A 19,250-nucleotide genomic window follows, 5' to 3' on the forward strand; every position below is an offset into this window, starting at 1 on the left:
ACCGCTGTGCCGACCCTGCTCGCGCGGTAGGCCGCCCGCCGTGGCACTGCTGCGCCGGCGCGGCGGAGGCGGGTATCCGACGGGGGCGTCGGCCCGTTCCGCCGCCCCGGACGGCGCGCGGTACTTCTACGACACCGAATTCCATTGGGACGGCGTGAGCATCCGCCTCATCTCGATCGCGGTCGTCTCGGACACCGGGCGCGAGTTCTACGAGCACTCCGATCAGTACGACAGGAAGCGGGCCGCGGCCGATCCGTTCCTCGCGGAGTACGTGCTCCCCGGCGTGACGGGGATGCCGCGGCGCTCCGATGCGGAGCTGCGCGAACGCCTGCAGGAGTTCTTCGAACCGCGGCCCTCCTCGCTCTGGGCCGACTTCGGCGCCTGGGATCAGATCGCCCTCATGCAGATCTGGGGAGACATGGACCGACAGCCGCGCTGGCTACCCATGGCCACGCGCAACGTGCGGGAGTACGCCGCGGTGTTCGGCCGTTCGCTCCCCGACTACCCCGCAGGCCACCACGACGCCCTCATCGATGCCCGCCACGTGCGCACGATGTTCCGACTCCTCGAGGACAGGATCGACGCCCTCGAACGCACACCGGACGCACGCTCGCCCGGGCCGGCGCCGTCGTGACATCGGCCGATCCGCCGCACCACGCGGGGGATCAGCCGGTGATCTCGACCTCGCGGGTCAGCTCCACCCGGTCGAGGAACGCGCGGTCGTGGGAGACGATCACCAGCGCGCCCGCCCAGGACTTCAGCGCCTCCACCAGCAGTTCCACCGACGGCACGTCCAGGTTGTTGGTGGGCTCGTCCAGTACCAGGGTCGACGGTGCCGGGTCCCCGAGCAGGGCGATCGCCAGCGCGAGCCGCAGGCGCTCGCCGCCGCTGAGACTGCTGACGATCCGCTCGGACTGCCGCCCCCGGAACAGCATCCGCGCGAGCGCGGCGTGACACTGCTGCGCGTCCAGGCCGGGATGGGCGTCGCGCACCGCGTCGATGAGCGTGCCCTCCTCGGCGTCATGCGACCCGCTCGCTCCGCTCTCGGCGCCGGCGGGCCCGAACCGCACGTCCTGCGGGACGTAGCCGATCACCGTCGGAGGATCGGCGGCCCGGGCGGCGGCGATCGCGCGGCGCAGCACCGTCGTCTTCCCGGCCCCGTTCGGGCCGACCAGCGCGACCCGCTCCGGGCCAGTGACCTGGAGCGGACCGTCGTCGAGCTGCGTGCGGTGCACGCCCGGCCCCGGCTCGGGCATCGCGATGCGGACGCTGCGGTCGTCGCGCAGGCCCTCCTGTGCCTGATCGAGCGCGTCCCGCGCGGAGTCGACGCGGTCCTCGTGCAGACCGCGATGCTTCCCGGCGGAGACCTCCGCGGCGTTCTTGCGCAGCCCCGCGATGATCTTGGGTACCCGCTTCTCGGCCTCGGCCTTCGCCGCGAACCGGGCGCGACGGTCGAGCTTGATCTGCGCCTCCACCAGGTCGCGGCGCTGGGCCTTGAGGTCGACCTTCGCGGAGGTGACGGCCTGCTCCGCGGCGGCCTGCTCGGCGTCGAGGATCTCGCGGTAGCGCGAGTACGGGCCGCCGAACACGCGGACCGCCCCGCGGTACAGCTCCACGGTCGAGTCCATCTGCTCAAGCAGCGTGAGGTCGTGGCTGACCACGACGGCCGTGCCGGCGAACCGCTCCAGTGCGTCCGTCAGCAGGCCGCGGGCGCGTTGGTCGAGGTTGTTGGTGGGCTCGTCGAGGAGCAGGGTGTCGGGTCGGCGCAGCAGCTGTCCGGCGATGGCGAGCAGGGTGGCCTCGCCGCCGGACAGCGTCCCGACAGTGCGGTCCAGGGCCCCCAGCCGCAGGCCCAGTCCATCGAGGACCGCGGTCGCCCGTTCCTCGACGTCCCAGTCGTCGCCGACCGCCTCGAAGTCCTCGGGCTCGGCCGAGCCACCTTCGATACGGCGCAGGGCGGCGACGGTGCCGCCGATGCCGAGCGCGTCGGCGAGCGAGTCGTCGGGCTCGGCCTGGGGATGCTGCGGGACGTAGCCGACCACACCCGCGCCGCTCACCGAGCCCGCCGTCGGGGTGATCCGCCCCGCGAGGATGCGCAGCAGCGTGCTCTTGCCCGCACCGTTGGCGCCGACCAGGGCCGCTCGGCCGGCGGGGATGGTGAAGCTGAGGTCGTCGAAGACCGTCGTGCCGTCGGGCCAGCGCAGGGTGAGTGCCGAGACGGCAAGAGAGGTAGCCATGTGTGCTCCTTGAGATCGTCAGGGGCCGCGACGGGTGGAATGGTCACACCGGATGCGTGGCGGCAGGGCCGAAGACGTCTCAGGACAGCATGGCGACGAGTGTAATCAGAGATGCGTGCGCTTCGCATCGGAATTTCCTCGGCGGGAAATGTGATGTGCGTCCCACTGTGGACCGTTGCGCTTGTGCGGTCGACGGTGCGTGGTGCTAGCTTTGACACATGTCCGGGAGTCTTGAGGCCCATCTGCGCGTCGGTTATGAGACCGTCGCGCTGGGCTGCCGTCTCCCCATGGTTCGCGTGCACTGTCGAATGTGTTGCTGCTGAGCGTTACCGCTCGCACCTCTACGGCTCGTCCTTGAGCTGAACCCTTTCGACAATTCCATCTTCACGCCTGCGCCCGGTGCTGACCGGAGCTGCGGCGTACGCACACCTTCGAGGAACCATGACCGTCGTTGATCTTCCCGCCGTTTCCACCACCGCGCCCCGCACCGAGGCGCGCACCGCGCAGGCGCGAGCCACGCGGCCCCGCAATCCGCTGGCCCGTCCGGCCGCCGTCGACCGCGCGCCTCGCACCGCCGCTCCCGCCCGGGTCTTCGCGCCCCAGCTGCGGGTCTCGGAGAAGCCTGCCGCCGCGGTGCTCCGCGTGATCCGCCGCGGCGGCCTCGTGCTGCGCGACGAGATCGTCCGCGAGACCCAATTGTCCGCCGCCACGGTGAACCGCCAGGTCACGGCGCTGATCGAGGCCGGCCTGGTGCGTGAGCGCGCCGACCGCGCCGCGAGCGGCGTTGTCGGACGGCCCCGTCTGCCCCTGGAAGTGGACCCGAACGGCCCGCTGGCCCTGGGTATTCACATCGGCTTCCGGGTGAGCACGGTGACGATGCACGACGTGGCCGGCAAGGTGGTCGGCGCCATCCAGATCCCCACGCCCGAGAGCGGTGAGCCCGGCGAGGTGCTCTCGGTGATCGCCACGAGCGCTCGACGGTTCCTGGCCCGCTGGGACGGTCGTACGGTTCTGGGTGCGGGCATCGCCATCGGCGGCCGGGTGGACGACCGCGGTGTGGTGGCCGATCACCCGCGCCTAGGCTGGAAGAACGTTGCACTCGGAGAGCGTCTTTCGGGTGCGATCGGCCTGCCGGTGACGGTGGCGCCGCACGTCGAGGCGATGGCGGCCGCGGAGCTGCACCTGTCGGAGGAATTCGAGTCGCAGGGATCCACGCTGTACTTCTACGGGCGCGAGACCGTGGGCGTGGCGCTCGCGCTGCACGGCGCGGTCCACTCGCCGAAGTCCGGCCCGCACACCATCGGTCACCTGCCGACGCGGGGCGTCGAGCTGCTGGACCCGAAGCGGACCGGCCGCCTCGAGGACGCCGTGACGGACACCGCCGTCGTGGATGCCGCTCGCGCGCAGAAGCTTCCAGTGCGGACCATCGCCGACCTGCACAAGCTCGCCGAGGGCGGCGACGAGACCGCGCGGGCGATCGTGGCCGAGCGCGGCCGCGTGCTGGGCGAGGCCGCCGCGCTGGTGGCCGACATCTTCAACCCCGACCGCCTGATCCTGGGCGGCCAGGCCTTCACCGACCACACCGCGATCCTTCCGCACGTGTCCGCAGCTCTGAAGGCCACCTCGGCCGAGCCGGGACGGTCGGTGCGGGTGAGCGGTGCGGGGGCCGCGTGCAGCAGCAGGCCGCCGGCGCCGCCGCACTCGACGGTGTCTACACCGACCCGCTGGGTGCCGTGGCGCGCGCGGTCGCCTGAGCCGACCCCGCCGCGCCGGCAGGCCGCAGTGGGCTGCGATGATGTCGTCCGTGGGATCGAGGGAGGGGCGACGGCCCGGCGTCGGATCGGTGATCGCCGTTCTGGTCGCGGGGCTGATTCTCCTCGCCGGCTGCACGTCGCCGGTGCCCGGGGCTCCCGTCGCGGACCCGTCCGCGGTGCCACGTCCCGACACCGGCTCGTATCCGACCACGCCGCGCACGTTGCAACCGATCCCCCGGGCGGCGGTGTTCGAGGCGGAGGCTCTCCGCATGCTCGCCGTGCTGCCGCTCATCTACGAGGCCGACGCCGCGTTCCAGTTCGGTGCTGGCGGATCGTTCGGCGAGTTCGAGCCGCGCATGGCATCGGCATTCGGTTCGGTTGGTGCAGCCCGTCTCGCCGCCGCCGAGATCGGGGTGCGCAGCGCCGCGACCACCACCTACGTGGGTGCCGCTGGCAGCACGAGGCGGGTCGACATCGGGCTCTTCCGACTGCCCTCGCCCGAGATGGCGGCGGCCGTCGTCTCGGGCGATCTGCTCGCCAAGGACGCGGAGTACCTGGACATCGCACCCCCGACAAGGTGGCGCTCCCCGTGCCGGGGTTCCCGGCGGCGGTCGGCTACACGATGGCCTGGCCGACCCGTGGTATCGAGACGGTCGCCTACGTGCCACTGGGGCGGTTCGTCCTCACGTTCGCGGGCGCGTTCGGGTCCGACCAGATCGCGAAGTACGCGGCGGCGGCGGACAAGGCGCTGTCGGCGTTCAAGCCCACCCCGCTGGAGGACATCGGCCGCCTGCCGATCGACGAATCAGGCCTGGCCCGGATGACGCTCGAGCCAACGGCGGGAAGTCCCGGCTACTCGGTACCCGCCCGGGCGGTGCTACCCATGCAGTACCACGTGAGCGCGACGGCGAGGGCGTTCGAGGAGGCCGGTGTCGACGTCGCGGCGCGCGGTGCGAGCTCCGTCTACCGGGCCCGGGACAGGGCGGGGGCGGCCTCGCTCCTGGACGCGCGGATCGCCGAAGTCCGCGAGAACCGCCAGGGCGCCGCGATCGAGTCGGTACGCGGTGTTCCCACCGGGCAGTGCTTCACCTACACGTCGGGGACGACGACCACCTACTGCGTCGCCGCCGTCGGCAGGTACGTCGTCGAGCTGACCGACGGCCAGCGACAGCGCGCGGTGCAGGGGCTCGGCGCCTCGTACCTCCTCCTGCGTTCGGCAGCGTGATTCCGGCGACGGGCCGCCAACCTGCCGTTAAGCGGGCTCCAACTGACTTCGCGGTAGATTCGTAACGCTGTTGACCGCAGGGTGTGGAGGTGTTGCGTGGTTGCCGAACCGGGTGAATCGATCGCGGGGTACGTGGTCGAATCGGTGCTCGGCACCGGAGGCATGGGCACCGTCTACCGCGTGCGGCACCGCACGCTACCGCGGTCGGTGGCGCTGAAGGTCCTGCAGAGCCAGTTCTCGGCTGATCCGGGTGTGCGCGCGCGGTTCGACCGCGAGGCCGACATCATCGCCGGGCTCAAGCACCCGCACATCGTGGACGTGTACGACCGCGGCGAGTCGGACGGGCACCTGTGGATCGCGATGGAGCTGGTGGAAGGCGGCAACCTCGCGTCCACTGTGGAGCGGGAGGGGCCGTTCAGCCTGGACCGCACCGTGGCGGTGGTCGAGCAGGTCGCCGATGCCCTCGATTACGCCCACCAGCACGGCATCCTGCACCGCGACGTCAAGCCCGCCAACTTCCTCGTGGACCGCGGGCGTCGCGGCGAGCAGGTCAAGCTCGCGGACTTCGGCATCGGTGCCGCGCAGACCGAGGTCGGGCAGCACACGCAGACGGGAACCGTCGTCGGGACGCTGGCCTACACGGCGCCGGAGGCGCTGCTGGGCAACCCGATCGACCCTCGCGCCGACGTGTACTCGCTGGCCTGCGCCACCGTCGTCCTGCTGACCGGCGCGCCGCCGTTCAACACCACCATCTCGGGCCAGCTCATGCTGGCGCACATCAGTCAGAACCCACCGAGCGTGCGGCTCAAGCGGCCTGATCTCTCGCCCGAGATCGACTACGTGCTGGGCCGCGCGATGGCGAAGAACCCCGCGGACCGGTTCGCCACTGCGGGCGAGTTCGCCGACGCGCTGTCGGCGGCGTCCCGGCGCATGTCCGGCGCGGCGGCGGTTGCGCCCGTGCAGGGGCCGCAGGGCGTGAACTGGCAAGGGACACCGTCGAATCCGGCACTCGCGACCGGATTCAACTCCGCACCCGGCACCGTCCCCGGTTTCGGGGGCCCGGCGGACCGTCCGGACCGACTGCGCTGCAGGGCGTTCCGCCCGGCCTGGGCCCGAGCAACCCGTCAATGCCCGGCTACGGTGGTCCGGGCGGCCCGGGGAGTGCGCCGAAGCCGAAGGGGCGCAAGCCTCTCCTGATCGGCGGAGCGGCGGCGCTGGTGGTGGTGCTCGCGGTGGTGCTCGGGTTCGTGCTCCTGCGCGGCGGTGACGGGTCCGACGGTCCCGCACTCGACGCGTGGAGTGCTCGCACCGTGACCGACGTGAACGGTGAGACGAAGCTCGACTCGCGGCCGGAGCGCATCGTCGCGCTCGGCGCGGGCGATGCGGAACTGGTGTCCGCGTTGGGCTTCGACGTGGCGGCGGGCGCGAACGGGCCGAAGTCGGAGATGCCGTCGTGGGTGCCCGCGCTCAAGGACGTGCCCACCGCGGGAACGTCGACCGACCCGGACAAGTCGGCGATCGAGAAAGCGAAGCCGGACCTGATCATCAACACCGATCCCGCTGCGGCGGAAAAGGTCAAGGACCTCAAGTCGCTGGCCGGCGGGCGCGCGATCGCCGTGCCGACGGCGGGAAGCAACGGCTGGACGTGGCAGGAGCAGCTGACCTTCATCGCCGAGGCGCTGGGAGCGAAGGACCGCGCCGCGGCGGTGAAGAAGACCTACGAGGCGAAGATCACCGAGTTGCGCTCCGCGCACCCGGATTTCAACGGCAAGAAGCTGGACGTTGTGCATTTCAACGGCAGCGCGACGATGCTCGCCACCAGCGCCACCAACCCGTTCCAGCTGCTCGGGCTGCTGGGCTTCTCGATGCAGACGCCGGGCGCGGGATCGGGTTCGGCGTGGCTCACACTCGGGACGTCGGACTTCTACAAGGCGGTCAGCTCAAGCGAGGTGGACCGCACGATCGTCGCGCGCACCGACGCGGCGGCGGGCAACGGCGGCTACGACGGTCTGCCCTCGTCGTTGACGTACGGCGTGCCGATCGTCATCGTGGACAAGACGAACGGGGTGGACGCGCTGGTGTACGGCGGCCCGCTCGCCCTCGACGCCATCGAGAGCCAGGTGCTCCCGGCGATCGCGAAGGGGATCAAGTAGATGGCCGAGCAGACGCTGACCGGCGACGACCTGCGGCGCTACGCGGACGCGCTCGCCGAGGGTCGGAAGCCGCTGGTGTACCTCGTCGAGGCGGTGCCCGGCCTGGGACTGGCAGCGGGCGCATCGGCGCGCGTCGTCGAGATCGCGGGCGGGGTAGTGACGGTGAAGCCGACCGGCGTGGACGATCAGTTGCCGTACGAGGCACGGGAACTGCGGGCCACCAAGCAACCGAAGCCGGTCAAGCGGGCTCCCGCGGCAAAGGGTGCCGCCCCCGCGAAGAGTACTGCCCCCGCGCAGGGCGCGGCCGCCGCACCGAAGCGGGCGGCGAAGGCACCGTCGGGCAGCGGTGGTGGGACGGGTGCCCGAGCGGCCCGGTCGGTGGCGGTGACGCTGCACGTCGGATCGGACAATGTGGCGGTGCTGAAGGTGACGCCGAATGCGCAGAAGCCGTCGGGCGGCCGCGAGATACCGCTGGCCGCAGTACACAAGGCGCTCGCGGGGCTCGCCGACAGGGAGGCGCGGGCCGCGGTCGACGACGTGCTCTCGGCAGCCCGCGACGCCGCGGCCGACCGGGTGGCCGCGTTGCAGGCCGAGCTGGCCGCGGCGAAGAAGTCGCTGGCCACGCTGGAACGGGCCAAGCGCGGGAATTCCGCACCGGGGCGCGCTCGTTAGAGTGGGGCATGACTCTCGAAATCCCGCACCTGGATCTGTCCGCTGACGAGGTGCTCACCAGCACCCGGTCCGTCCGCAAGCGCCTCGACCTGGAGCGCCCGGTCCCGATCGAGGTGATCACCGACGCGCTGGAGGTGGCGCTGCAGGCACCGTCGGGCAGCAACGCGCAGGGGTGGCACTGGATCGTGGTGACCGATCCGGAGCTCAGGAAGACCATCGCCGACTACTACCGCCGCTCCTACTACGCGTACGCGGAGGCGGGCGCCGCGGCGCGCGCGGCGAACCCGCCGAAGGACGCGGAGACGGCCGCGAAGGTGGCGTCGTCGGCGACGTACCTCGCCGACGTGATGGATCAGGTGCCCGCGTTGGTGATCGGCGCGATCCACGTGGCCGGTGGGGAACTGCCGCCCGGCAACCAGGCCGGCGTGTGGGGGTCGCTGCTACCCGCCGCGTGGAGCCTGGCGCTGGCGCTCCGCGAGCGCGGCCTCGGCTCGGCGTGGACCACGCTGCACCTGCAGTACGAGCAGGAGGTTGCCGCGGCGCTGGGCCTGCCGCCGAACATCCGCCAGGGTGTGCTGCTGCCCGTCGCCTACACCAAGGGCACCGACTTCAAGCCCGCCAAGCGTGCTCCCCTCGAGTCCGTGCTGCACGTCAACGGTTGGTAGGCCCGACGGTCCGCCCGCCGTCCCCGTTCGGCTCCCTATAGGGAGCCGGAGTCCCCGACCTGAGCCGGTCTCCCACCAGCTGCAGTCGCGGGGACACCGGATTCAGCGGGGGACACCAGCTCCCTGTAGGGAGCGGACGCCCGAGCGGAGCGAGGTAGCGGGCGGACATCGGGCGCGTCGTCGGCGGTCGCGGTCAGATGCCCAGGGCGGCCTCGACGAGGAACACCAGCTCGTCGTGGAACCGGGGGCGGCGACGCAGGCGGCGCGTGCGGGCGAAGTCGTTGGCGATCGTCATGGCGGCGCCCACGGCGATGCGGGCGGCCGCCGCGTCCCGGGCCCCGGCGGCACCGTCGGAACCCACGGCATGGTCGGATCCCGAGGCGCCGTCGGAACCCGCGGCACCGTCGGAACCCGCGGCACCGTCGGAACCCGCGGCACCGTCGGACCCCGCGGCGAGGAGGGCCACCCAGCGCGCCACGTAGGCCTTCTGCGCGGCGAGCAGCGCCTCGCCGCCGGATTCGATGACCACCTCGCGGCCCACGGTGAACGCCACCGCGAGATCGGTGGACGTCACCAGATTCGCGGCGTACGACCGCACCAGTGCGCGCAATTCGGCGAGGGGCGCACCGTCGGACTGGGCCGCCGCAGTGACCACGCCGACCTCGAGCGCGGCGCGCGCCCGGCCGACGATCCCCACGAGGATGGACCCCTTCGACGGGAAGTGGCCGTACACACTCGGGCCGGAGATCCCCACGGCCGCACCGATGTCGTCCATGCCGACCGTGCTGTAACCGCGAGAGAAGAAGAGCGCGGAGGCGGCGTCGAGGATCTCGTCGCTGCGGACGACCGGGGTGCGCGGGGGCGGGGCGCGGGCAGCGCCGGGGCCTTCGACGGTGCCGCGCGCAGGACCCGGGCGGTGATCGCCTCGAGATCGGTGCGGTACCTGCGGATCCCGATGCGCCCGCGGCTGGGCGGCACCGAACCGCCCACGGCCAGCACGGCCCACGTGAGCACGCGCGCGTCGTCGTCGGTGAGTTCGGGGTGGTCGCGGCGGAGCACCTCGGTCCACGACCCGAGCACCGCCTCACTCGCGGCGATCATCTCGCCGGCCTGCTCGGGCCTGAGATGCCGGCGGTTCCAGCGCCACAAGGCGAGCGGCCCGGGGTCGGACACGGCCATCGCGAAGACGGCGGACGCGAGATCGTCGAAGGTCGCGCCCGGCCGGGCGAGCACTCGGGAGGTGGTGGCGCCCATCTCGTCGACGGCCGATCGCATGGCCGCGGCGAGGACGGCCTCCTTGTCGGGGAAGTGGCGGTAGACGCTGGGACCGCTGATCCCCGCGGCGCGCGCGATATCGGACACCGAGACGTTGCCGTACCCGCGCTCGAGGAACAGGTCGGTGGCGACGCCGATGAGCTGGCGTCGCCGTTCGGCGGGGCGCAGGCGCGTGCCCGAGCTGCGAAGAGTTCCCATGATTAACGTCACGATAGCCCATAAGACTCGTTCCAGGGTATCGTCCTAGCTGGGATTCTTTCCAAATAAGCTACAGACGGTTAGCCTGTACCTGTGACAGTCTCCGCGGTATCCGTGGGGGCCTAAGAACACCTCTGCCGAAAGGACGGAAGACCGACGTGTCTGACGCATTCATCTACGAGGCGATCCGTACGCCCCGTGGCAAGCTCAAGAACGGCTCGCTGACCGCGATCAAGCCCACCGACCTGGTGGTCGGCCTGATCGACGAGATCAAGGACCGTAACGAGAACCTCGACCCGGCCGCGATCGACGACATCGTTCTCGGCTGCGTCTCGCCCGTGGGCGAGCAGGGCGCCGACATCGCGCGCACCGCGTCGATCGTCGCCGGCCTACCGGAGACCGTGGCGGGCGTGCAGATCAACCGCTTCTGCGCCTCGGGCCTCGAGGCCACCAACATCGCCGCGCAGAAGGTCGGCTCGGCCCGGGCGACGACCTGGTGCTCGCCGGTGGCGTGGAGTCGATGTCCCGCGTGCCCATGGGGTCCGACTTCGGTGCGCTGTTCTACGACCCGCAGTACAGCTACGATAACTACATCGCGCCGCAGGGCATCGGTGCCGACCTGATCGCCACCATCGAGGGCTTCTCCCGCGACGACGTCGACCAGTACTCCGCGCAGTCGCAGGACCTCGCCGCGAAGGCGTGGGACGAGGGCCGCTTCGCGAAGTCAGTCGTGCCCGTCAAGGACCAGAACGGCCTCGTCGTGCTCGACAACGACGAGCACCGTCGCCCCGGCACCACCGCCGCCGACCTCGGCAAGCTCAAGCCCGCCTTCACCGTCGTCGGTGAGATGGGCGGCTTCGACGCCGTGGCGCTGCAGAAGTACAACACCGTCGAGAAGATCAACCACGTCCACACGGGCGGCAACAGCTCGGGCATCGTCGACGGTGCCGCGCTGGTCCTGGTGGGCAACGAGGCCGGCGGCAAGAAGGCGGGCCTGACCCCGCGCGGCCGCATCGTGGCCACCGCGTCGACGGGTGCCGACCCGACGATCATGCTCACCGGGCCCACCCCGGCCACCGAGAAGGTGCTGGCCAAGGCCGGGCTGACCCCGAGCGACATCGACGTGTGGGAGCTCAACGAGGCCTTCGCCTCGGTCGTCCTGAAGTGGATGAAGGACTTCAAGCTCGACCGCGAGCAGGTGAACGTCAACGGCGGCGCGATCGCGCTGGGCCACCCGCTGGGGGCCACCGGCGCCATGCTGGTGGGCACCGTGCTGGACGAGCTGGAGCGCTCGGGCGGCCGCTACGGCCTGATCACGCTGTGCATCGCCGGCGGCATGGGCTCGGCCACCATCATCGAGCGCGTCTGACGCCCGCCGGAACAACAGGAGAGACGAAGAAAACATGTCTGACAACATGATTCGCTGGGAGCAGGACGCCGACGGCATCGTCGTACTGACGATGGACGATCCCACCAGCTCCGCCAACACCATGAACGAGCTGTACGGCACGTCCATGCGCGCCACCGTCGACCGCCTCGAGGCCGAGGCCGAGTCGATCACCGGCGTCGTCATCACCTCGGCGAAGAAGACCTTTTCGCCGGCGGCAACCTGACCGAGATCCGCAAGGCCACCCCGGCTGAGGCGCAGCAGGTCTTCGACAACGTCCAGGAGATCAAGCGCGACCTGCGCCGCCTGGAGAAGCTGCCCAAGCCCGTCGTGGCCGCCATCAACGGCGCCGCGCTCGGCGGCGGCCTCGAGATCGCCCGGCCGCCAACCACCGCATCGCGGCGGACGCCAAGGGCAGCAAGATCGGTCTCCCCGAGGTGTCGCTCGGCCTGCTCCCCGGCGGCGGCGGCGTGACTCGCACCGTCCGGATGCTGGGCCTGCAGGGCGCGCTCATGGGCGTGCTGCTCCAGGGCACCCAGATGAACCCGACCAAGGCGCAGCAGACCGGCCTCGTCAACGAGGTCGTCGGCACCGTCGACGAGCTGCTCCCCGCCGCCAAGGCGTGGATCAAGGCCAACCCCGAGGGCGGCGTGCAGCCCTGGGACGTCAAGGGGCACCGCATCCCCGGCGGCTCGCCGATCGACAAGACGCTGGCCCCGAACGCCCCCGCGTTCCCGGCCAACCTGCGCAAGCAGCTCAAGGGCGCGCCGATGCCGGCGCCGGAGGCCATCATGGCCGCCGCGTTCGAGGGCACCTACGTGGACTTCGACACCGCCCTCGAGATCGAGTCGCGCTACTTCACCAAGCTGGCCACCGGCAGCGTCTCGAAGAACATGATCAAGGCGTTCTTCTTCGACCTGCAGCACATCAACGGCGGCGGCTCGCGGCCCGACGGGTACGAGAAGTACCAGGCCAAGAAGGTCGGCGTCATCGGCGCCGGCATGATGGGCGCGGCCATCGCCTACGTCTCGGCCAAGGCCGGCATCGAGGTCGTCCTCAAGGACATCGACATCGAGGCCGCCAAGCGCGGCAAGGCCTACTCGGAGCAGCTCGAGGCGAAGGCGCTGGCCAAGGGCCGCACCACGCAGGAGAAGTCCGACGCGCTGCTCGCCCGGATCACCCCCACCGTCGACCCCGCCGATTTCGCCGGTGTCGATCTGGTGATCGAGGCCGCATTCGAGTCGGTCGAGGTGAAGAACAAGGTCTTCCAGGAGATCGAGGACATCGTCGAGCCCGACGCCATCCTCGGCTCGAACACCTCCACGCTGCCGATCACCATCCTGGCGGAGGGTGTGAAGCGGAGTGAGGACTTCATCGGCATCCACTTCTTCAGCCCCGTCGACAAGATGCCGCTGGTGGAGATCATCAAGGGCGAGAAGACTTCCGACGCCGTGCTGGCGAAGGTGATCGACTACACCCTGCAGATCAAGAAGACCCCGATCGTGGTCCACGACAGCCGCGGCTTCTTCACCTCGCGCGTGATCGGCACGTTCATCAACGAGGCGCTCGCGGCCATCGGTGAGGGCGTCGACCCGGTGTACCTGGAGCAGGCGGGCCAGCAGGCCGGCTACCCGGCGGCGCCGCTGCAGCTGACGGACGAGCTGACGCTCACCCTGATGCAGAAGATCCGCCTCGCCACCGAGACCGCGCTCAAGGAGGAGGGCAAGGACGTGCCGCAGCACGGAGCCTTCGCCGTGGTCGACTGGATGGTCGAGAACGGCCGCACGTCCAAGAAGGACGGCGCGGGCTTCTACGACTACGCCGACGGCAAGCGCACGGGCCTGTGGCAGGGCTTCCAGGAGCACTTCAAGTCGGGCAGCGTGACCCCGGACTTCGCCGAGCTCGAGGAGCGCATGCTGTTCATCGAGTCCATCGAGACGGTGCGCTGCTTCGACGAGGGCGTGCTCACCTCCGTCGCCGACGCGAACATCGGTTCGATCTTCGGCATCGGCTTCCCGGCCTGGACCGGTGGCGTGCTGCAGTACATCAACACCTATGAGGGCCGCCCGGGTACGCCCGCCGAGGGCCTCGCCGGCCCGAAGGCCTTCGTCGCGCAGGCGAACGCCCTGGCCGCGAAGTACGGCGAGCAGTTCACCCCGCCCGCCTCGCTGGTCGCCAAGGCCGAGGCCGGCGAGACCTACGAGTAGGACTCACTGAGCTCGCGCTGAACCGATCGGGGCCCGGCACCACTTCTGTGGTGCCGGGCCTCTCGTTCCCCGGTTCGACGGTGCGGGCCCGCGGCGGAAGCGGGGTGGTGGGGCGTTCTCCGCGAGGGTATGCGCCCCGCGCATCCCTGCATCGTCGCAGGTTTCCTGCCCCCGCTGTAGGCCCTGAGCATCCACCCTTCGGCGGGCTGGAACTCCCGGGGTCGCGCCCCGGTTGCCGACGTTCTCCCCCTCATTTCGCGCGGTCCGAGTGGTCTCCCACCCGCCGCGCGCCTGCCCATCCCGCGTGCGGGGTGTGGAGCCGCGTTCTGGGTGGGGGGTGTTCCGTCGCGGCGCACCGTCGGGCCCGCTACTCCGGGCCGGCCTCGATGACCTGCTCCGCGACCTCGGCCAGCCGGACGTTGCTGTCCTGCGAGAGGCGGGCCAACAGGCGGAAGGCGGCGTCGGAGTCCAGCTTGTAGCGCTCCATGATCATGCCCTTGGCCTGACCGATCACGTCGCGCGTGGTGAGCGCGGCGCGGATCTGCTCCTTCTCGCGGACCGCGGAGAAGGCCACCGCGGCGTGCACCGCGAACAGCGAACCGATGGACACGGATTCGTTGTCGAAGGCGTGCGGCTCGCGGGCCATGAGGTCGAGGGTGCCGTAGGCGTCGTTCTGTACGTACAGGCAGAACGAGAGGATCGAGCCGACACCGGCAGAGTGCGCTGCGGCGCTGAACCGTGGCCACTGGCCGTCCGCGGACGTGTCCTCGACCAGGATCGTGGTCGAGGAGAAGGTGGCGCCGACGCTGGGCCCCTCCTCGAGATCGCGCTGCAGGTCGGCGACGCGCTGGGCCTCGTCGCCGATCACCACCGGGTGGGAGATCCCGCCCTTCGGATCGACCAGCGTCACGCTGGCGAAGGCGGCTCCTGGCACCTGTTCGACCGCGAACTGAGTCACGGCGTTGAGAAGCGACTCGGAATCGGAGGACTGCTCGCGCAGCAGTCGGGCGATCTCACCCATCCGCTCGCTCAGTGTGAGTTCCTCAAGCGGAACCTCCGTCGGAGCCTCCTCGGGGAGGACCCCAGGACGGAGGGAAGCTGTTCAGAGGACTGTCTACGTGACGGCACGGCCACCCGTTCTCCGCGCGGCATCGGCGCGGGTTCACAAACGTGGGTCGGTTCCGCCGGTTTCTGGACGGCTTGCAATGGAGGGGTTGGTTTCCGGATCGTTGATCACCATATCGAGACGCGGCGCTCGGGGTCCAGAAACAGGCGATCCCCGACACTCACATCGAACGCGGCGTAGAACTCGTCGACGTTGGACACGATGGTGTTGCAACGGAACTCGGCGGGCGAGTGCGGGTCGATCGCGAGCCGCCGGATCGCCTCTTCAGGGCGGGTTTTGCCGCGCCAGATCTCGCCCCAACTGTAGAACACGCGCTGCAGGCCGGTGAGGTCGTCGATCCGCGTCGTCGCGTCGTCGACGGTGCCGCCGGCGCGCTCGCGAGCGATCGCGTAGGCGGCGAGTGCAATGCCGAGGCCTCCGAGATCGCCGATGTTCTCGCCCACCGTGAATCCGCCGTTCACGTGATGCTCGGTGCCGGCCAGTTCGCGCGGCACCAGCACGTCGTACTGCTCGATGAGCGCGCGGGTGCGCTTGCCGAACTCCTCGCGGTCGTCGTCGGTCCACCAGTCCTCGAGGTTGCCGTCGCCGTCGTACTTGGCGCCCTGGTCGTCGAAGCCGTGGCCGATCTCGTGCCCGATCACGGCGCCGATGCCGCCGTAGTTCACCGCGTCGTCGGCGGTGGGGGAGAAGAACGGCGGCTGCAGGATCGCCGCGGGGAAGACGATCTCGTTCATGCCGGGGTTGTAGTACGCGTTCACCGTCTGCGGCGTCATGAACCACTCGTCGCGGTCCACCGGGGCGCCGATCTTCGCGAACTCGCGGTCGTGCTCGAACGCCTCGCCGCGCCGGATGTTGCCGATCAGGTCGTTCCGTTCGATCGTCAACGCCGAGTAGTCCCGCGTCGAATCCGGGTAGCCGATCTTCGGGGTGAACTTGCCGAGCTTCTCCAGGGCCTTCTCTCGGGTGGCCGGAGTCATCCACTCGAGGTCCGTGATGCGCCGGCGGTACGCCTCCACGAGGTCTGCGACGAGCGCCTGCATGCGCTCCTTGGACTCGGCCGGGAAGTTCTGCGCGGTGTAGAGCTCACCCACCGCGAACCCCAGGTACTGCTCGACCAGAGTCACGCCGCGCTTCCACCGGTCGCGGATCTCCGGGGTCCCGGTGAGGGCGGTGCCGTAGAAGGCGAAGTGTTCGTCGACGAGCGCGTCCGTGAGGAACGGGCTGCGCGAGTGCAGCACGTGCCAGGCCAGCCAGGTTCGCCACTGTCCGAGCGGCCGGTCGGTCAGCAGCGCGGCGGCGTGCGTGACGAACGAGGGCTGGCGGACGTTCACTTCGGCGAAGGTGGCGGAGTCGGGGGTGCCCGTCAGTTCGGCGATCCAGGCGGGCAACGCCAGGCCCGGCGCCTCGGCGTCGAGCTCGGCGAAGGTGCGCAGGTTGTACGCCTTGTCGGCGTCGCGCCGGTCGACCACGTTCCAGTGTCCGGCGGCGATGGCCGTCTCGAGTTCGAGGACCTGCGCGGCGGCCTCCTCCTCGGAGCCCGGCGCCACGATCCCGTCCAGCAGCTCGGCCGCGATCCGGAAGGTGGCGGCGACGTGCGCGACGAACTGCTCCCGGATCGGCGCGTACTGCTCCTCGCGGTAGTACGCCTCGTCGGGCAGCGACAGGCCGTACTGGACCAGGTTGACCACGTACCGGTCGGACCGCTTCGCATCGGTGTCGACGTAGTAGCCCAGCAGGCCGCCGACGCCGGTGCGCTGCAGGCGCCCGAGTACCGTCACCAGGTCCGACGGTGACTGCGCCCACCGGACCTCGGTGATCTCGTCCGCCACCGGTCCGAGCCCGGCGGCGGCGATCGCGCCGGTGTCCATGAAGCTCGAGTAGAGGTTTCCGATCCGCGCACCGTCGCCCTTCGCGCCGCCGGCGGCGCACTCCTCGACGATCTCGCGCACCGTCTGCTCCGCGGCGTCGCGCAGCGCGTGGAACGCGCCGTCGGTCGAGCGGTCCGCGGGGATCTCGTGCTCGTCCAGCCACTTGCCGTTGACGTGGCCGAACAGGTCATCCTGCACGCGGACGGCGGGATCGACGTGGCTGAGGTCCAGGGCGGGGAGGAAGTCACCGTTCCATCCTGCCAGCCGTGTCCACGGATCCCACATAATGGGAGAAGTGACTCGTCAGTATTCCGTGTGGCGGCCCACACCATTAGCGTGCGTTGTGGTCGAAACCGCAATTCGGGTTAGCCTGATGCGAAGCTGAGAAGTTAGAGGAGATTCTGGCCATGAGAGCAACCCGGCAACGCCTGCGCACGGCCCTGGCCGCCCTACTCACCGCCATGGCGCTGGTCGCGGCCGGCATCACCGTTCCGTCCTTCTCCGCGCAGGCGGACGCCGAGCCGTGGAAGCCCGGCACGGGGTCGCCGGGATGATCAACCCCGAGTGGATCGCCTCGCACGACGGCCCGACGAAGTACCCCAACATGACCGTGGACTGGGATGTGCCGATCCGGATGTCCGACGGGACCGTGCTCAAGGCGAACGTGTTCCGCCCCGCCGACGCGGCGGGCCGTGCCATCACCGCGAAGACGCCGACCGTCGTCAACCTCACCCCCTACACGAAAGTTCGTCAGCGCCCGGCCCAGGTCGCCGTGAACACCCCGGGGCTGTCCGATGCGCTGATCGGGGTCCTCAATCTGTTCAACTTCGCCGGCACCCCCATCGCCGGCGTCAACGACCTGCGCGACGTCCTCAACGGCGGCATGGCCAACTCGTTCACCGGAGTCGACCGCAAGCTGGTGCAGAACGGCTACACGCAGGTCGTCGTCGACGTGCGCGGCACCGGCAACTCGCAGGGCGTGTGGCAGGTGTTCGCGGACCGCGAGCAGCAGGACACCGTCGAGGTCCTCGATTGGGTGCGGAACCAGCCCTGGACCAACGGCCGGATGGGCATGACCGGCGTCTCCTACTCCGGCATCAACCAGTTGCAGGTGGCGTCGAAGAACCCGAAGGGCCTGCAGGCGCTGTTCCCCGTGGTTCCCGGCGCCGACCTCGCGGCCGACATCATCGCCCCGGGCGGCGGCCTCGGCGTGGGATTCCTCGGGCCGTGGCTCGCGTTGGTCAACATCCTCAAGTTCGTCCCCGACGTGCGCTCCATGCTCAACGGCACCTTCGACTGGCGCTGGCTCAAGGACCGCATCGAGAACCCGGCGGTGTTCGTGCCGCAGTTGCTCTCGGGCGTCTTCTCGCCCACCGTCGAATCCCTGGACCCGAAGACCAAGGAACTCGTCCAGAAGGACTCGCCGCTGCGCAAGGCGTACCGCACCCCGCTGGACAGGATCACCACCCCGACCTTCGCGCTCGGCGCCTGGCACGACCTGTTCACCAACACCGAGTGGCGCCTGCCCACCGAGCTCAGCAGCCTCCCGCCCAGCAAGAAGAAGCTGATCATGGGCGACGCCTACCACGTGACCGTCTCGCACGACATGGGCGGCGTGAACCAGCCGACCCGCGCGGACGTGCTGCAGAAGGCGTGGTTCGACAAGTGGCTCAAGGACATCGACAACGGGATCGACAACTACGCGCCGGTCACCGTGCACCGTAAGGGCGGCGGTTGGTGGCAGGGCGACACGTTCCCCGAGCCCGGCCAGAGGTATCAGCGGATGTACCTGTCGAGCGTCTCGTCCGGGTCCGCGCCCGGCTCCCTGTCGGACAACAGCCTGCAGACGGCCAGGCCGAAGATCGCGGCGCGGCGCACCGTCGGGCCCGGTCTGTCGACCCTGTGCTCGAACGACACCGGCCAGGCCATGTTCGGCCTCCTCGTGTTCCAGGGCTGCGCCGCGGACAACCGCGTGGCCGAGATGAACGGGCTGACGTTCTCCTCGAAGCCGGTGAAGAAGTCGACGGTCGTCTCCGGGCCGATCAACCTGCACCTGACCACCACCCAGGACGCGCGGGACGCGTATTGGAGCGTCATGGTCACCGACGTCTCGCCCGACGGGCGCTCGGAGGTCATCAGCTCCGGCCAACTCACCACCTCGCTGCGGCAGATCGACGAGTCGCGCAGCATCCGCACCGCGGCGGGCGACTACTCGGCGCCGTACTACCAGCTCGACGTCGCCCAGCGGGAACTGGTCAAGCCCGGGCAGGTCGTCGAGCTCGACATCGCCACGCACGCCACCTCCGCCGTGCTCAAGCCAGGCCACCGGCTGCGGGTCGACGTGTTCGCGCTCAACCTGATCAAGGCGATGACCGTCGGGCCCGTCACCTCGGAGACGCGGTTCGCGCCGCAGCACGTGGTCATCGACCCGAACCGGCCCAGCTATCTCGTCGTGCCGTCGGACCGTCCGCTGCCGTAGCGGG

The 19,250-nt window shown here is 70.3% G+C and carries 12 protein-coding genes and 3 pseudogenes; 10 read left to right on the forward strand and 5 right to left on the reverse strand.

The features are described 5' to 3' along the window. Window positions 1–40: 40 nt before the first annotated feature. Window positions 41–634 (forward strand): 3'-5' exoribonuclease, encoded by a 594-nt coding sequence (locus MTP03_RS01045; RefSeq protein ID WP_248490198.1) that lies wholly within the window; start codon window positions 41–43, stop codon window positions 632–634. A 31-nt stretch (window positions 635–665) separates the two neighbouring features. On the opposite strand, the gene MTP03_RS01050 is transcribed toward MTP03_RS01045, so the two are convergent. Next, a complete protein-coding gene (locus tag MTP03_RS01050) occupies window positions 666–2,237 on the reverse strand; it encodes an ABC-F family ATP-binding cassette domain-containing protein (protein ID WP_248490199.1) in 1,572 nt (523 codons plus the stop codon). 441 nt (window positions 2,238–2,678) lie between these two features. On the opposite strand from MTP03_RS01050, the gene MTP03_RS01055 reads away from it, so the two are divergent. The 5 genes from MTP03_RS01055 (at window position 2,679) to MTP03_RS01075 (ending at window position 8,706) form a co-directional block, all read left to right on the forward strand. After that, the gene (locus MTP03_RS01055) at window positions 2,679–5,216 is read left to right on the forward strand and encodes an ROK family transcriptional regulator (RefSeq protein WP_248490200.1); all 2,538 of its coding nucleotides are present in this window, start codon (window positions 2,679–2,681) and stop codon (window positions 5,214–5,216) included. Window positions 5,217–5,312: 96 nt separating this feature from the next. After that, window positions 5,313–6,413 carry a serine/threonine-protein kinase gene (locus MTP03_RS01060; RefSeq protein WP_248490201.1) on the forward strand — a complete coding sequence of 367 codons (1,101 nt, stop codon included), beginning with the start codon at window positions 5,313–5,315 and terminating at the stop codon, window positions 6,411–6,413. After that, window positions 6,344–7,369 carry an ABC transporter substrate-binding protein gene (locus MTP03_RS01065; RefSeq protein ID WP_248490202.1) on the forward strand — a complete coding sequence of 342 codons (1,026 nt, stop codon included), beginning with the start codon at window positions 6,344–6,346 and terminating at the stop codon, window positions 7,367–7,369. Before MTP03_RS01060 ends, MTP03_RS01065 begins: the two co-directional genes overlap by 70 nt. Further along, window positions 7,370–8,041: a hypothetical protein gene (locus MTP03_RS01070; RefSeq protein ID WP_248490203.1), complete on the forward strand. Its 672-nt coding sequence runs from the start codon at window positions 7,370–7,372 to the stop codon at window positions 8,039–8,041. Between the two features lie 8 nt (window positions 8,042–8,049). Beyond that, a complete protein-coding gene (locus MTP03_RS01075) occupies window positions 8,050–8,706 on the forward strand; it encodes a nitroreductase family protein (protein ID WP_248490204.1) in 657 nt (218 codons plus the stop codon). 193 nt (window positions 8,707–8,899) lie between these two features. Here the strand turns inward: MTP03_RS01075 and MTP03_RS01080 are convergent, their stop codons facing one another. Further along, on the reverse strand, window positions 8,900–9,280 hold the full coding sequence (locus MTP03_RS01080) for a hypothetical protein (protein WP_248490205.1): 381 nt from the start codon (window positions 9,278–9,280) through the stop codon (window positions 8,900–8,902). 761 nt (window positions 9,281–10,041) lie between these two features. Further along, window positions 10,042–10,179: pseudogene (locus MTP03_RS23215) on the reverse strand (TetR/AcrR family transcriptional regulator); the annotation flags it as partial. A 158-nt stretch (window positions 10,180–10,337) separates the two neighbouring features. Here MTP03_RS23215 and MTP03_RS01090 point away from each other — a divergent pair. Further along, window positions 10,338–11,548: pseudogene (locus MTP03_RS01090) on the forward strand (acetyl-CoA C-acetyltransferase). A 34-nt stretch (window positions 11,549–11,582) separates the two neighbouring features. Then, window positions 11,583–13,773, forward strand: a pseudogene (locus tag MTP03_RS01095) (3-hydroxyacyl-CoA dehydrogenase NAD-binding domain-containing protein). Window positions 13,774–14,140: 367 nt separating this feature from the next. Here the strand turns inward: MTP03_RS01095 and MTP03_RS01100 are convergent. Both MTP03_RS01100 and MTP03_RS01105 read right to left on the reverse strand, forming a co-directional pair. Next, on the reverse strand, window positions 14,141–14,794 hold the full coding sequence (locus MTP03_RS01100) for a GAF and ANTAR domain-containing protein (RefSeq protein ID WP_248490207.1): 654 nt from the start codon (window positions 14,792–14,794) through the stop codon (window positions 14,141–14,143). Between the two features lie 212 nt (window positions 14,795–15,006). Continuing rightward, window positions 15,007–17,052 (reverse strand): M13 family metallopeptidase, encoded by a 2,046-nt coding sequence (locus MTP03_RS01105; RefSeq protein WP_248490208.1) that lies wholly within the window; start codon window positions 17,050–17,052, stop codon window positions 15,007–15,009. 122 nt (window positions 17,053–17,174) lie between these two features. Between MTP03_RS01105 and MTP03_RS01110 the strand changes: the two genes are divergently transcribed. Together MTP03_RS01110 and MTP03_RS01115 are read left to right on the forward strand one after the other, a co-directional pair. Continuing rightward, a complete protein-coding gene (locus MTP03_RS01110; protein WP_248490209.1) occupies window positions 17,175–17,321 on the forward strand; it encodes a hypothetical protein in 147 nt (48 codons plus the stop codon). Next, window positions 17,318–19,246, forward strand: a complete 1,929-nt coding sequence (locus MTP03_RS01115; protein ID WP_248490210.1) for a CocE/NonD family hydrolase — start codon at window positions 17,318–17,320, stop codon at window positions 19,244–19,246. Before MTP03_RS01110 ends, MTP03_RS01115 begins: the two co-directional genes overlap by 4 nt. Window positions 19,247–19,250 lie beyond the last annotated feature (4 nt).

The organism is Tsukamurella sp. PLM1, assembly GCF_023168325.1.
Classification (GTDB): domain Bacteria; phylum Actinomycetota; class Actinomycetes; order Mycobacteriales; family Mycobacteriaceae; genus Tsukamurella.